The 14,239-nt window shown below is 69.9% G+C and carries 9 protein-coding genes and 2 pseudogenes; 3 read left to right on the top strand and 8 right to left on the bottom strand.

Annotation, left to right across the window (positions count from 1 at the left end; translation table 11 throughout):
* Positions 1 to 2,917: pseudogene (locus VP06_RS05625) on the bottom strand (Tn3 family transposase).
* Positions 2,918 to 3,124: 207 nt separating this feature from the next.
* Here VP06_RS05625 and VP06_RS05620 point away from each other — a divergent pair.
* Positions 3,125 to 4,786: an IS1182 family transposase gene (locus VP06_RS05620; protein WP_048462846.1), complete on the top strand. Its 1,662-nt coding sequence runs from the start codon at positions 3,125 to 3,127 to the stop codon at positions 4,784 to 4,786.
* 137 nt (positions 4,787 to 4,923) lie between these two features.
* Positions 4,924 to 5,481: pseudogene (locus tag VP06_RS37895) on the top strand (recombinase family protein); the annotation flags it as partial.
* A gap of 385 nt (positions 5,482 to 5,866) precedes the next feature.
* Here VP06_RS37895 and VP06_RS05610 read toward each other — a convergent pair.
* On the bottom strand, positions 5,867 to 6,118 hold the full coding sequence (locus tag VP06_RS05610; protein ID WP_048462845.1) for a hypothetical protein: 252 nt from the start codon (positions 6,116 to 6,118) through the stop codon (positions 5,867 to 5,869).
* Between the two features lie 32 nt (positions 6,119 to 6,150).
* Positions 6,151 to 8,676, bottom strand: a complete 2,526-nt coding sequence (locus tag VP06_RS05605) for a heavy metal translocating P-type ATPase (RefSeq protein ID WP_156295469.1) — start codon at positions 8,674 to 8,676, stop codon at positions 6,151 to 6,153.
* An 83-nt stretch (positions 8,677 to 8,759) separates the two neighbouring features.
* On the opposite strand from VP06_RS05605, the gene cueR reads away from it, so the two are divergent.
* Entirely contained in the window at positions 8,760 to 9,188 is a 429-nt protein-coding gene (cueR, locus tag VP06_RS05595) for a Cu(I)-responsive transcriptional regulator (RefSeq protein WP_048462842.1), read from the top strand.
* Here cueR and VP06_RS05590 read toward each other — a convergent pair.
* The 5 genes from VP06_RS05590 to VP06_RS05570 form a co-directional block, all read right to left on the bottom strand.
* The gene (locus tag VP06_RS05590) at positions 9,185 to 9,517 is read right to left on the bottom strand and encodes a four-helix bundle copper-binding protein (RefSeq protein WP_048462841.1); all 333 of its coding nucleotides are present in this window, start codon (positions 9,515 to 9,517) and stop codon (positions 9,185 to 9,187) included. The genes cueR and VP06_RS05590 overlap by 4 nt on opposite strands.
* A 184-nt stretch (positions 9,518 to 9,701) precedes the next feature.
* On the bottom strand, positions 9,702 to 10,103 hold the full coding sequence (gene copM / locus VP06_RS05585; protein WP_048462840.1) for a CopM family metallochaperone: 402 nt from the start codon (positions 10,101 to 10,103) through the stop codon (positions 9,702 to 9,704).
* Between the two features lie 29 nt (positions 10,104 to 10,132).
* Positions 10,133 to 10,501 carry a hypothetical protein gene (locus tag VP06_RS05580; RefSeq protein WP_048462839.1) on the bottom strand — a complete coding sequence of 123 codons (369 nt, stop codon included), beginning with the start codon at positions 10,499 to 10,501 and terminating at the stop codon, positions 10,133 to 10,135.
* Between the two features lie 42 nt (positions 10,502 to 10,543).
* On the bottom strand, positions 10,544 to 13,699 hold the full coding sequence (locus VP06_RS05575; RefSeq protein WP_048462838.1) for an efflux RND transporter permease subunit: 3,156 nt from the start codon (positions 13,697 to 13,699) through the stop codon (positions 10,544 to 10,546).
* Between the two features lie 13 nt (positions 13,700 to 13,712).
* Positions 13,713 to 14,239, bottom strand: a 527-nt coding sequence (locus tag VP06_RS05570) for a permuted SH3 domain-containing protein (RefSeq protein ID WP_483428591.1), incomplete at its 5' end; no start/stop codon positions are given.

Genomic DNA, 14,239 nt, shown 5'->3' with positions numbered 1-14,239 from the left:
TTACGCGGCGAGGAGCGAGGGTTTGCTCCGGAGCGGTCGCAGTTCGCCCGGTGCCGGTTGGTCCTCGGCGTCCCAGGCATAGTCGCCCGTGAGCGAGAGGTGCTCCCAGCCGAGCGGTGCGACGTGCCGCATCAGGTCGGGTTCGACGCCGAGGTCGGCCGCGGCGCGAGCGAGGTAGCGCGTGTTCCAGAGGATCACGGCCGCCACGATCAGGTTCAGTCCCGAGGCGCGGTAGGCCTGGTTCTCGAACGTGCGGTCGCGCAGCTCGCCCAGCTGGCAGAAGAAGATGGCCCGTGCCAGCGCGTTGCGGGCTTCACCCTTGTTGAGCCCAGCCTGCACGCGTCGGCGCAGGTCGAGGTCCCGCAGCCAGTTCAGCATGAACAGCGAGCGCTCCAGCCGACCGACCTCGCGCAGGGCCAGCGCCAGCCCGTTCTGGCGCGGATACGCTCCGAGCTTGCGCAGCATCGCCGAGGCGCTCACCGTGCCGGAGCGGATCGAGGCCGCCACCCGCAGGAGGTCGTCCCAGTGCCGGGTGGCGTGGGCCACGTCGATCGGCCCGCCGGGGTCGACCAGGGGCGCGAGCAGGGGATCGACGCTCACGCCAGGCGGCAGATGGAGCCTGCGCTCCTTCAGGTCGCGCAGGCGGGGCGCGAAGCGGTAGCCGAAGAAGGGCATCAGCCCGAACACGTGATCGGAGGCACCTCCGGTGTCGACCGCATGCTCCGCGATGGCGAGGCCCGACCGATGGGAGAGCAGGCCGTCGAGCACGTGCGGCGCCTCGCCCGCGGTGGCCGCGATCACCTTGGTGTGGAACGGGCCGTACTGGTCCGAGACGTGGGTGTAGAACGACACCCCCGGCTCGTTCCCGTGACGGGCGTTCACGTCGGCGATGGCCTCGCCCGGGCCGCCGGCGAAGAAGTGCTGCCCGTCCGAGCTCGCCCGGGTGCCGTCGCCCCAGAGTTGGGACAGCGGCAGGGCGCGATGCGCATCGATCAGGCGCGCGAGCGCTTCCGCGTAGGCCGCCTCGCTCACGTGCCAGTCGTGGACGAGGGCGAGCTGGCGCAACGAGGCGCCACGGCAGGTCTCCGCCATGCGGGTCAGGCCGAGGTTGATCCCGTCGGCCAGCACGCAGGTGAGCAGCGCGGCACGATCGTCGCAGGTTCGACCGGTCCGCCGATGCGTGAAGCACTCCGAGAACCCGGTCCAGGCGTCGACGTCGAGCAGCACGTCGGTGACGCGCACCCGCGGCAATCGATCGTAGAGCGCCTGCCGGACGGTCTTGACGGTCGGTGGCGTGAGGGCGTGCAACGGCGTGATCGTCAGCCCCGCCTCGTCCAGGCGGATCTCGGGCAGCGTGCCGGCCCTGGCCCGCGCCGCGACGGCCGCGGCGGCCTCCTCGAGCCGAAGGCTGCGCTCGGCCAGATGGTCCTCGAAGCGCGGTGCGACGGCGAGCGGCAGGGGACCGGCGCTCCTCAAGGCCTCGAAGGCCGGACGGGGCAGGAGATCGTCGTCGAAGGCGCGATAGCGCCGCGAACCGGCGACCCAGACGTCGCCGGAGCGGAGCCGATCGCGCAGTTCCGAGAAGGCGCACAGCTCGTAGGCGGCGCGGTCGACGCGCCCCTGGTCGAGGACGAAGGCCCGCCAGCGCCGCGGCACGAACCGGAGCGGTGGGGCGGCCGGCAGCTTGCGCTTGCCATCGCGGTAGGTCGTGCGGATCAGATCGAGCGCGGCCACGAGGTCCTGGACCGCGGGCGAGCCCTCGAAGGCGAAGGTGTCGAGCAGCCGGGGCGCGAACACCCTGACACTCTTGTGACGGGCGACCAGTTCGGCTGTCGGATCGATCAGCGCCGGCCCGCCGAGCGCCTCGGCGCGGGCGACCGCGGCCTCGAAGCGCGTCCAGCCCACCTTGTCCGCCACGGCGGCGTCGAGATCCTCACCTTGGCCGCGCGCCGCGATCATCGCACGACCGGAGAGGGCGAACACGCGCAGGTCGTCTTGCACCGCGCGCATCGAGCGGACGGCACGCTCGTCGCTCCTGCGTTCGGCCGCGCGACCAAGAGCAGCCATCAGCTTCTCGAACATCGACAGCGTCGCGTCGGTCAGCGCTTCCTCCAGGGCGATGGCCACCGCCGCCAGTATTGCGCGTCGCCGCAACGGGTTCAGGCCAGCCAGGTGCTGCGCGGCGATCCGGGCGGCCTCGTCGGCCAGGCGCTCGAACACGGGCGCCGGCAGCGCACCGGCGCGAGCCCGATCGATCCCGAGCGCTCGCACGTGCTGCAGGCGATCGATCAGCTTGGGGAGGTTCTTCGGTGCCGGTGACTGCGGCGCCTTGCGGAGCCATCCGAGCCAGGTGAGCTTGCCGGTCGGCCGCGCCGCCAGCAGGGTATCGAGGCGGACGAGGGCGGCCTCGTCGAGGCCCGCAGTCAGCCCTTCGTGACCGAGGCGCTCGGCCCGTTGGCGGGCGCGGCGCATCACGGCCTCGAGCACCTGCGGTGAAGGCAGGACCACGCGGCGGCGGCGCAATTCCTCGACCAGGAGGCCGGCGAGCGGGCCAGGTCGCACGATGGTCTGGGCCGCGGCGGTCAGGAACGCCACGGCGGCATGGGCGGCCGTGCGATCGAACGCCGTATATCCGCCCATGCGCATGACCTCGGCGAGGTGGGCGCGGCGCGTGGGATCGCGGCGGGCGTAGTCGTCGTAGACCGAGGCCGGCACTGCGAGCTGGCGGGCCACGTAGGTCAGGACGGGCTCGGGGGGCATCTCGCCGGCCTCCAGCGCCCGCCCGGGATGGCGCATAGACGAGCACGAGCGCGTAGCCGAGCCGGTTGGCGCTGCCCCGCTTGCTGGCGACGGCGTCCATGTCGTCGGGGCCGAGCGTGGCGTGGCGGGCGATCTCGCGCTCGTCGGTGGACGGCATGAGGTATCGCGCCCAGACCGCGTCGCTCAACAACCGTCGCCGCGCCATGCCCCGCCCTCCGCGGAGCCGAGCTTAGACTCGAGACGGCCCTGCCGTGGAGCCCCGGACGGGTGGTCGGAGCGATCCGTCAAACGACCGGACACTGCTGGCGAATTCCGGTGGGCGTCATGCTGGGTGTAGGCTGGCAGTCCCGCTCGGAGATCGCTCATGTCGCTCCGGCCGCAGCCCCCGCTCCCGCCTGTCCCTGACGACACGGCTCGCGTCGCCCAAACCGCGTTCCGACGCGGCAACCCCTACCTGCTGCTACGCACCCGCCTCGGCACCATCTTCGCCGATGCCGCGTTCTCTGACCTCTATCCCACCCGCGGCCAGCCCGCCTACGCACCCTGGCGCCTGGCCCTCGTCACCCTCCTGCAGTTCCGCGAAGGCCTGAGCGACCGCCAGGCCGCTGAGGCGGTCCGCGCCCGGATTGACTGGAAATATCTGCTGGCTCTCGACCTCGCCGATCCGGGCTTCGATCTCAGCGTCCTGTGCGAGTTCCGCGGCCGGCTGCTGCAGCACGAGGCCACGGGACGGCTGCTGACCCGCATCCTCGAGGCCGCGCGCGACCAGGGCGTGCTCAAGGCGCGTGGGCGCCAACGCACCGACAGCACCCACGTGCTCGCGGCAGTGCGTGACCTCAACCGCGTCGAGCTGCTGGCCGAGACGCTGCGGGCGGCCCTCAATGCCGTCGCGGTCCTCGCCCCCGACTGGCTGCGGAGCCTCGCCCCGCCCGAGTGGCACGAGCGCTACGACCGTCGGATCGAGGACGCGCGCCTGCCGCAGAGCGGCCCCAAGCGCGAGGCCTACGTGCTCCAGGTCGGGGCGGACGGCTACCATCTGCTCGATGCGCTGGAGGGCGCGCGCACCCCACCACTCGCCACCACCTTGCCGGCCGTCGCCGTGTTGCGCCGGGTGTGGGCGCGCCACTTCACGCGCGAACGGGACGGCAGCCCGCCCGCCGGCGCCGGCGTGCACCTGCGCCCAGTGCAGGGGCGTGGGCCCGGTGACCGGGTCGAGTCGCCCTACGACGTCGAGGCCCGCTTCCGGGCCAAGTCTGGAACGGAGTGGACCGGCTACATGGTTCACCTGACCGAGACGTGCGACCCCGACCTGCCTCGGCTGGTCGTTCACACCGACACCACCCCGGCCAATGTGCACGAGGCGATGCGCATCGGTGCGATCCACGCCGGCCTGACCAGCGCGGGACTGGCCCCCGGCGAGCACTTGGCCGACGCCGCCTACGTCAGCGCTGAGCACCTGGTCGCGGCGCACGAGCAGTACGGTATCGCGCTGATTGGCCCCGCCCGGCCGAAGCAGGGATGGCAGACGCGTGAGGAGGGAGCGTTCGACGTCACGGACTTCGCGGTCGAGTGGGAGCGTCAGCGCGTGCGCTGCCCGGAGGGCCACGAGAGCACGAGTTGGGGCGCGTACAAGGACAGGGCGAGCGGACGCGCGTTCATCCGCGCGGGCTTCAGCCCCGCCGTTTGTCGCGTGTGCCCCGCCAAGCCGCGCTGTACCCGGGCGGAGAGCCGCCGGCTCAGCCTGCATCCGCGTGCCGAGCACGAGGCGCTGGCGGCCGCGCGACGGCGGCTGGAGAGCGAGGAGGGCTGGCGGCTCTACGGGCAGCGGCAAGGCATCGAGGCGACGATCTCGCAGGGCGTGCGCCGCTTCGGCCTGCGCCAGGCCCGCTATCGTGGGCTGGCCAAGACGACCCTCCAGAGTGTGGCGACAGCGGCCGCTCTCAACCTGGATCGCCTTGCCGCTTGGTTCGCCCTGCGGCCGTTGGCCCCCACACGCACCTCACGGTTCAAGGCACTCACGGCTTAGCCGCTGACTTCGCCAACAGTGTCGTGTCCGACCGTTTGGCGGCCGTTGCCGGACTATTCCGTTTATTGGCCTTGATCATGAGAAAACGGAATGTTTGATTGGCGGACGGGAATGCGGAAAGGAGCACGAGGCACCCGATGGCGCTGATCGGCTATGCCCGGGTTTCCACGGGCGAGCAGGAACCTGCCCTTCAGCACGACGCCCTCGGCTCTGCCGGTTGCGGGCGCGTGTTCGAGGACCGGGGTGTGTCGGGTGCCAAGGCGGACCGGCCAGGCCTGAATGCGGCCCTCGCCTTCCTGCGCGAAGGCGACGTTCTCGTGGTGTGGAAGCTCGATCGGCTGGGTCGCTCGATGTCGCACCTGATCGCGACCGTGGAGGCGTTGGAGCGACGGGGCATTGGCTTCCGCTCGCTGACGGAGGCCATCGATACGACCACGCCCGGCGGGCGATTAGTGTTCCATATCTTCGGCGCGCTCGGCCAGTTCGAGCGCGACCTCATCCGTGAGCGAACCAGGGCCGGTTTGTCTGCCGCTGCAGCACGAGGCCGAAAGGGCGGGCGCAAGCCCGTCATGACGCCTGAGAAGCTCCGCCGCGCGCAGGCTCTGCTCCAGGACAAGCTGACCGTGGTGGAGGTGGCCACCCGGCTGAAGGTGGGCAAGACGGCGCTCTACGCCTCGCTCAAGGCGGCAGAAGCCGAAGATGCTGCTGACGCCGAAGTCGCGGCGCCTCCCCCGGCACCGCCCATGCAACAGGCTCCCGCGACACGAAAACTCCTCAGCCGGCGGAAGCGGGAGACAGCCATTCTGCTCCAGCGATATCTCGGCTCCGAAGTGGGCGTCCGCTATGCCGCCGGTGCGATCGCAGAAGGGTTGCCCCGGATTGATCAGCGCACGCCCTACACGGGCCAACTCGTGCGACGGGAGATGACGAAGATGGTGGCGCTCGGGCTGGCAGAGCCCTCGCCCGGTCCGCGTGGCGGTGCCGGATGGCAACTGACCGCCAAGGGCAAAGCCCTCATCGCGCAACTCTACTGATCCAGCCGGCCGTTCTCGCTCCGTTCGGCCTTAGCGTACGCAGACGTCACTTTCTTGCAGTGATCCCATGGATCCCGGCCACGCGCGCCCCCTCCGCGTGTGTCAATGGCCAGGAGATCGAGGCCACAAAGTCGAGATTGCTGATGGCCGGCCAAAAATCGTCCAGCGCGGCTGAGCCGGTCAGCCATAAGCCTGCGACCCAGCCGGGCAGTTGCTGGTCCAAAAGGGCCAGCAGCGCGGCGGCGGTTTGAATGATCACGGGCGGCAGGCCGTCCGGGACGGCCGTGGTGCGGATCATGGGCAGGTTCGAGCGGCTGTCGTCCGCCCGCCTCAGAGAGCTGTGGCGCGCAGGCGCAGGGCATTGCCAATGACGCTGACCGAGGACAGCGCCATCGCCGCCGCAGCGATGATCGGCGAGAGCAGGATGCCCAGGAACGGGTAGAGCACCCCGGCTGCTACCGGCACGCCAGCGGCGTTGTAGATGAACGCGAAGAACAGGTTCTGGCGGATGTTGCTCATCGTGGCGCGCGACAGCCGCCGGGCGCGCACGATCCCGTTCAGGTCACCCTTGAGCAAGGTGATGCCGGCGCTCTCGATCGCCACGTCCGTGCCGCTGCCCATCGCGATGCCGACATCCGCCACGGCCAGCGCCGGCGCGTCGTTGACGCCGTCGCCCGCCATCGCGACCACTTGACCCTGCGCTTGGTGGGCTTTGACCACCGCGCTCTTCTGGTCGGGCAGCACCTCGGCCTCGACCTCATCGATGCCGAGCCTGTGTGCCACCGCCTGGGCGGTAGTGCGGTTGTCGCCGGTCAGCATCACCACCCGGATGCCTTCGGCGCGCAGCGCCTGCAGAGCCTCGGGCGTCGTCGCCTTGATCGGATCGGCGATGGCGATGGCGCCGGCCACACGGTCATCCACGCTCATGAAGATCGCCGTGGCGCCGTCCTGGCGCAGGCGGTCGGCCTGCTGGTCGAGCGCCGCCGTCGGGATCCCGGCCTCACCCAGGAATGCCGCATTGCCGAGTCGGATCGTGCGGCCCTCGACGGTGCCGAGGGCACCCCGGCCGGTCGGGCTGTCGAAGTCGCTGACCGGGGCGAGGGCCAGACCCTGCTTCTCGGCCGCGGCGACGATCGCCATCGCCAGCGGGTGCTCGCTGGCGCGCTCGACGCTGGCTGCCAGCCGCAGGATCTCGGCCTCGGTGAACCCTTCCGCGGGGACCACCTGGGTCACAGCCGGCTTGCCCTCGGTGAGCGTGCCGGTCTTGTCCACCACCAGAGTGGTGATCTTCTCCATCCGCTCCAGCGCCTCGGCGTTCTTGATCAGCACGCCGGCCTGGGCGCCGCGACCGACGCCGACCATGATCGACATCGGCGTAGCCAGCCCGAGCGCGCAGGGGCAGGCGATGATCAGCACCGCCACAGCGGCGAGCAGGCCGTAGGTGAAGCGCGGCTCGGGGCCGACCGTGAACCAGGCGATGAACGCCAGCACGGCCGCCGCCATCACCACCGGCACGAACCAGCCGGCGACCTGATCGGCCAGCCGTTGGATCGGTGCGCGGCTGCGCTGGGCCTCGGCGACCAGTTGGACGATGCGCGCCAGCATGGTGTCGCGGCCGACGTTCCGGGCCTTGATCACCAGGGCGCCGCTCTGGTTGAGAGTGCCGCCGATCACCGCGGCGCCGACGTCCTTGCTCACCGGCATCGCCTCGCCGGTGACGAGCGACTCGTCCACCGACGAGCGGCCCTCGATCACGGTGCCGTCGACTGGGATCTTCTCACCGGGCCGCACGCGCAGGCGGTCCCCGACTTGGACAGTGTCGAGACCGATCTCCTCCTCGCTACCGTCGGCCCGGATCCGGCGGGCGGTCTTCGGAGCGAGATCAAGCAGCGCGCGCAGGGCGCCGCTGGTGCTTTCGCGGGCGCGTAGCTCCAGCACCTGGCCCAGGAGAACCAGCACGGTGATCACCGCCGCGGCCTCGAAGTAGGCCGGCACGGCGCCGTCATGGCCGCGCAGCGCGGGCGGAAACACGCCCGGCGCTGTGGTGGCCACCACGCTGTAGAGCCAGGCCACGCCGGTGCCGAGGGCGATCAGCGTGAACATGTTGAGGTTGCGGCTCTTCACCGACGCCCAGCCGCGCTCGAAAAACGGCCAGCCGGCCCACAGCACCACCGGCGTGGCCAGCACCAGCTGCAGCCAGTTGCTGTTCTGCTGGCCGAGGCGATCGACCAAGCCGGTCAGGTGACCGCCCATCTCGAGGGCGAAGACCGGCAGGGTCAGGGCCAGGCCGATCCAGAACCGCCGGGTCATGTCGACCAGCTCGGCGCTCGGGCCGATGTCGGCGCTGACCAGCAACGGCTCCAGCGCCATACCGCAGATCGGGCATGAGCCGGGGCCGACCTGCCGGACCTCGGGGTGCATCGGGCAGGTGTAGATCGTGCCCGCGGGCACGGGTTCGGCCTTGGCGGTGGCGCTCGCCGGGTCGAGGTAGCGGGCTGGATCCGCCGTGAACTTCGCTTGGCAGCCGGCAGAGCAGAAGTAGTAGGGGCGCCCGTTGTGTTGGGCGCGATGCTTGGCCGTGTGCGGGTCGACCGTCATCCCGCAGACCGGATCCTTGACGGTCCCCTCGGCCAGTGGGCCGGCGTGGTCATGCGCATGATGATGGTCATGGCCGTGGGGAGCGTGGTCATGGGCTGCTGGCGCCGCCTTGCCATGCCCCCCGCAGCAACTGTGACCGGCGTCGGCCGCGGCCGCGGTCTGATCGGCGGCTTTGCCCTTGCCCCCGCAGCTGCCGGCGGCGGCTGCAGCCTGATCCTGCGGGTAATCGTGTGCGTGGCGGTGGGCGTGGTCGGTCATGGCCGGGGTCCTGTCTTGATCCTCTTGCCAAGCAGCCTGCACCTTCCCATCATGGGAGGGTCAACAGGAAAGAGGCAGGGGTAATGAACATCGGGCAGGCGGCGCAGGCCTCGGGTGTCTCGGCCAAGATGATCCGCTACTACGAGAGCATCGGCCTCGTGCCGCCGGCGGGCCGCCGCGAGAGCGGCTACCGCGATTACGGCCCGGTCGACTTGCACCGCCTCGGGTTCATCCGCCGCGCGCGTGACCTCGGGTTCTCGATCGAGCGCATCCGGCTCCTGCTGGAGCTGTGGAGCGACCAGGACCGCAGTAACGCCGAGGTGAAGGCGATCGCACTGACCCATATCAACGAGCTGGAGGAGCGGGCGCGGCAGCTGCAGGAGATGGCCGACAGCCTGCGCACCCTGGCGGCGGCCTGCGACGGCGATGGCCGGCCGGACTGCCCGATCATCGAGAGCCTGGAAATCGGCGGGGCGCCGCACTGTCACGGTGGGCGCCCCACACCGCATTAGGCGGCCATCTTGCGGCAGCTCTCGGCGCAGCGGCGACACTGCTCGACGCACTCCTGCATGTCGCCGACCTGCTCACAGCTCCGCGCGCAGGCCTCGCACACCTCAGCGCAGGCGCGGCAGGTGTGCTTGTGCTCGGGGGTGCCGATCAGCATGAAGTGCGCCGAGGTCCGGCAGATCTCCGCGCAGGCCATCATCAGCCGGAAATGTGTGGGCTCGACGTGCTTGCCGCCCGCCGAGAGGCAGTGGTTCGAGGCCATGCCCAGGCAGGTCTGGTAGCAGCGTAGGCACTCGTCGATGCAGGACTGCATCTCGTTCGATATCTGGTGCATGCAGGTACTCCGTCCTTACTATGTTGACAAAACGGCATAGATGGAGATCTGACTCACTAATTAATTGAACAAGTCAGACAGCTATCACCTTCAACAAAAACTCCCGAAGCACGGGTGTGTTCAGAAATAAATACGCTGAACGTTCACGGATCCGGGAGTTGGCCGTCGCCCCGTCCGGGAACCCTCACTCGGTGCCCTTCCGCTTCAGAAATGCCTCCATCTGGGCGATCTCGACGTCCTGAGCCTTGATGATGTCCTCAGCCAGCTTCCGGATCTCGGGGTCCTTGGAATACCGGAGGGCGATCTTGGCCATGGCGACGGCCCCCTTGTGGTGGGGGATCATGCCGCGCACGAAGTCGACGTCGACGTCGTTCGAGTAGCGGATGTCCATGTTCCGGTGCATCTCGGCGTCGACGTCGCGGAACGCCTTGGTTGCAGGCGTGTCCGTCTGGGACGTGGCCTCCGGCACGGGATGGTGGCCGGCATGGTCCATGTGCTCGCCGCCCTTCATCTCGTGGGCGGCCGCCGCCCCCGCAAAGCCGAGGGCCAGGGCCACAGCGGCGACGGTCGTGGTGAGAGTCTTCATCGAGGCATCTTCCTGCTTGAGGGACGGGGTCAGTTGAACTTGCCGCTGGCGGTGGCGCCGTCCGGGCCGGTGAGCTGCACGGCGCCCTTCGGGTTATCGCCGAGCGCGGTTGCGGCCTTGCCGGTCAGGCGGTTGCCGTCGACCGGCTCCAGCGGCACGCGGGCCGGCTTGCCGCCAACGACGAGGATGGCGGTGCCCTTGAAGCCGGCGGCCGGCACCGGCTTCTGGCCCTCGTCGGACACGAACACGTCGACGGTCTCGCCCTTGGCGACGAGCTCGACGTGGAACTTGCCTGCGTCCGCCACCCGGCCGCCGTTTTTACCGGCGGTCTCGTGGGCACAGACCGGGGCGGCGGCCAGCAGCAAGCTACTAAACAGGGCGGCTCTCCAGGGGATCATCAGGGTTCTCCTTTCGGTTGGATGGGGTTGAGGCAGGGGGGCTCAGAACGCCTCCCGCGGCGGCAAATGTGCGCCGGGCGTCGTAGCGGCATGGGCCGCGTGGGCCCCGTCCTGCGCAGCCTGCAGCCGGGCCAGCGGCGTCTGGCCGAACCTGAGGCACAGGATCGGCGTCAGGAACATGTCGAGCAGCGTGGCACTGATCAGGCCGCCGAAGATCGTCACCGCGACCGGGTGCAGGATCTCCTTGCCCGGTGAGGCGGCGTCGTAGAGCAACGGCACCAGAGCGACGCCGGCCGACAGGGCCGTCATCAGCACCGGGGTCAGCCGCTCCAGGCTGCCGCGCACGACCAGGTCCTGGCCGAACGGCACCTCCTCGTGCAGCGCCAGGTTGAGGTAGTGGCTGATCTTCAGGATGCCGTTGCGGGCGGCGATGCCGGTCAGCGTGATGAACCCGATCATTGAGGCCACGCTGAGCGGTTGGCCGACCAGCCACAGCGCCGCGACGCTGCCGATCAGCGCCAGCGGCACGTTGCCCATGATGATTAGCGCCAGCGCGGCCGAGCGGTAGCGGCTGTAGAGCAGCGCGAACACCAGCGCGAGCGACAGCGCCGACAGGGCCGCGATGGTCCGCGTGGCGTCCTCCTGCGCCTGGAACGTGCCCTCCAGGCTGGTGAAGAACCCCGGCGGCAGCTTCTCCTGGGCGATCGCCCGGCGCATGGCCGCCACGATGGTGGTCATGTCGCTGTCGCCGTTGGTGTTGGCCTGCACCACGATGCGGCGCCGGGTGTTCTCGCGCAGGATCTGGTTGGGGCCGTCGGTCTCGCGAATGTCGGCGACCTGGCGCGCCGGCACCCAGCCGGAGGGGGTCTCCAGCAGGAGATCCCCGAGGCCTTCGGTGGTGCGCTGGTCCTCCGGCAGGCGGATCAGCACATCGAAGCGCCGCACGCCGTCGACCACGGTGGACACGACCCGGCCGTTGGACAGCCGGCTGATCTGGTCCACCACCGCGGCGGGCTGCACGCCGTAGAGCGCCGCCCGAGTGTAGTCGACGCGGATCTCCAGCTGCGGGATGCGCACCTGCTTTTCCACCTGCAGGTCGGTCAGGCCCGGGATACTGGCGAACCGCTCGCGCAGGCTGTTGGCGATGCGCCGGAGCGCGTCCAGATCCTCGCCGTAGATCTTGAGCGCGATCTCGGCGCGCACCCCCGACAGCATGTGATCGAGGCGGTGTGAGATCGGCTGGCCGACGTTGACCGACACCGGCAGCACCGCCAGGCGCTGGCGGATGTCGGCCACCAGGGCCTCTTTGGGGCGGCCCTCGCCGGGTTTCAGCTCGACCTCGATCTCCGAGGAATGCACCCCCTCGGCGTGCTCATCGAGCTCGGCGCGGCCGGTACGCCGGCCGACCGCCGTCACCTCGGGGATCTGCCGCAGCAGACTCTCGGCGATCAGCCCGACCCGGTTACTCTCGGCCAGCGAGATCCCCGGGTTGAAGGTCATGTTGACGGTGAAGCTGCCCTCGTTGAACGGGGGCAGGAACGCCCGCGGCAGCTGCCAGGCGGCGATGCCGGCGCCGAGCACCGCCAGCGTCACCGTGCCGACCGGCAGGCGCTGGTGCCGGAACGCGACCGCCAGCAGGCGGGCGTTGCCGCGCTTGAGCGCCTTCAGAAAGCGGCTGTCGTGCTCCTCGAGGTTTTTGAGGCCCGGCAGCAGCCAGGAGGCCAGAACCGGCGTCAGCGTGATCGAGGTGAACAGGCTGGCCAGGATCGAGATGATGTAGGCCTGCCCCAGGGGCGCAAACAGCCGGCCCTCGATGCCCGACAGGGCGAACAGCGGCACGAACACCAGGATGATGATCATCGTCGCGTAGACGATGCCGGAGCGCACCTCGTTGGAGGCCTCGACCACCACCTGGAAGACGCTTTTCGGGTTGCCGGCCTTCCGGTTCTCGCCGAGGCGCCGGAAGATGTTTTCCACGTCGACCACGGCGTCGTCGACCAGCTCGCCGATCGCGATGGCGAGGCCGCCCAAGGTCATCGTGTTGATCGACAGCCCGAACAGGTGGAACACCACCGCGGTGGTCAGGATCGACACCGGGATCGCCAGCAGGGAGATCGCGGTGGTGCGCACGTTGAGCAGAAAGAGGAACAGCACCGCGGCGACCACCACGATGGCCTCCAGCAGCACCCGCTCGACGTTGGCGATCGAGGTCTCGATGAAGTTGGCCTGGCGGAACAGGATCTGGTCGGCCTTGATGCCGTCCGGCAGGGTCTGGGTGATCTCGCCCAAGGCCTGCTCGATCTGCCGGGTCAGCTTGACGGTGTCCACGTCGGGCTGCTTCTCGACCGAGACGATCACGGCCGGCTTGGCCTGGTAGCCGGCATCGCCGCGCTTGACCTTGGCGGAGAACGAGACCTCGGCGACCTGGCGCAGGTAGACCGGGGCGTTGTTGATCGTGGCGATGACGACGTTGCGTAGGTCGTCCAGGTCGAGCGTGCGGGCGATGTTGCGGATCAGGTACTCGCGCGAATACTGGTCGGTGAACCCGCCGCCGGCATTGGTGCCGAACTGCTGCAGGGCCGCCTCCAGCTGGGCGTTGGTCACGCCGAGGGAGCGCATGGCCGCCGGGTTGGGGGCGATCCGGAACTGACGCACCTCGCCGCCGATCGGGATGACCTGGGCGACGCCGGGAATGGTCAGCAGGCGCGGACGGATCACGAAGTCGGCCGCCTCCCGGACCTGCATCGGCGTGGCGGTGTCGCTGGTCACCGCGACCAGCAGGATCTGCCCCATGATCGAGGAGATCGGCCCCATCACGGGGGTGACCCCGCGCGGCAGCTGGTCCTGGACCAGGCTCAGGCGCTCGGCGACCTGCTGGCGGTTGCGGTAGATGTCGGTGCCCCAGTCGAACTCGACGTAGGTGATCGACAGTCCGACGCCGGAGACCGAGCGCACGCGGCTGACGCCGGGCAGCCCGTTCATGCGGGTTTCGATCGGGTAGGTGACCAGCTGCTCGACCTCGGGCGGGGCGTAGCCCTCGGCCTCGGTCATGATGGTGACGGTCGGCCGGTTGAGGTCGGGGAAGACGTCGACCGGCAGCTTGGTGACCGTGAACGCGCCGTAGAGCACCAGCACGGCGGCGACCGCGAGCACCAGCAGGCGGTTTTTCAGCGATTGGCTGACGAGGAAGGTGAACATCGACCGGCCCTCCTCAGCGCACCTGATCCAGCAGCTCGGCGCCCTGGGTCACCACGCGCTTGCCGGCGCCGATCCCCACGGCGACCAGCACCCGGTTGCCGTCGAGCGGGGTCACGCGGACCTGACGGGCGGCGTAGCGTTCGGCGCTGGTGTGCTCGTAGACGACGTCCTGCCCATTGCCGGTGCGCACGACCGCGGCGCGCGGCAGGGCCAGGCCCTGCAGCTCGGTATTGGTGGCGGCCTGGACGGTGACGAACTGGCCGACCCGAAGCCCGCTGGTGTCGCCGCTGATCGCGAACTGCACCGGAATGGCCTGGTTACGGTCGGCCAGGCCGGAGCCGCGGTAGGTGAGCGCCAGAGTGCGGCCATCGGCCAGGCGCGCGGTGGCGTTCTCCGCGGCGCCGAGGGCGTCGAAGCTCAGGGCCTCGACCCAGAGGTTCTTGGGGCCTGTCGCAAACCCGCAGCGTTTACCCCGCGTTGACCATGCAGCCCGCATGGTGCCTCCAGTCCCGGAGGCCACCCCATGATCCTGTCCGCCAT

The sequence above is a fragment of the Methylobacterium aquaticum genome, assembly GCF_001043915.1.
In the GTDB taxonomy this organism is placed as follows: Bacteria; Pseudomonadota; Alphaproteobacteria; order Rhizobiales; family Beijerinckiaceae; genus Methylobacterium; species Methylobacterium aquaticum.
This window is presented reverse-complemented; position numbering and strand designations above follow the sequence as displayed.

Excerpts from the sequence above, each read along its gene's own strand:
- VP06_RS05620 (WP_048462846.1), top strand. The coding sequence starts at position 3,125 with ATGTCGCTCCGGCCGCAGCCCCCGCTCCCGCCTGTCCCTGACGACACG.
- VP06_RS05610 (WP_048462845.1), bottom strand. The coding sequence starts at position 6,118 with ATGATCCGCACCACGGCCGTCCCGGACGGCCTGCCGCCCGTGATCATT.
- VP06_RS05605 (WP_156295469.1), bottom strand. The coding sequence starts at position 8,676 with ATGACCGACCACGCCCACCGCCACGCACACGATTACCCGCAGGATCAG.
- cueR (WP_048462842.1), top strand. The coding sequence starts at position 8,760 with ATGAACATCGGGCAGGCGGCGCAGGCCTCGGGTGTCTCGGCCAAGATG.
- VP06_RS05590 (WP_048462841.1), bottom strand. The coding sequence starts at position 9,517 with ATGCACCAGATATCGAACGAGATGCAGTCCTGCATCGACGAGTGCCTA.
- copM (WP_048462840.1), bottom strand. The coding sequence starts at position 10,103 with ATGAAGACTCTCACCACGACCGTCGCCGCTGTGGCCCTGGCCCTCGGC.
- VP06_RS05580 (WP_048462839.1), bottom strand. The coding sequence starts at position 10,501 with ATGATCCCCTGGAGAGCCGCCCTGTTTAGTAGCTTGCTGCTGGCCGCC.
- VP06_RS05575 (WP_048462838.1), bottom strand. The coding sequence starts at position 13,699 with ATGTTCACCTTCCTCGTCAGCCAATCGCTGAAAAACCGCCTGCTGGTG.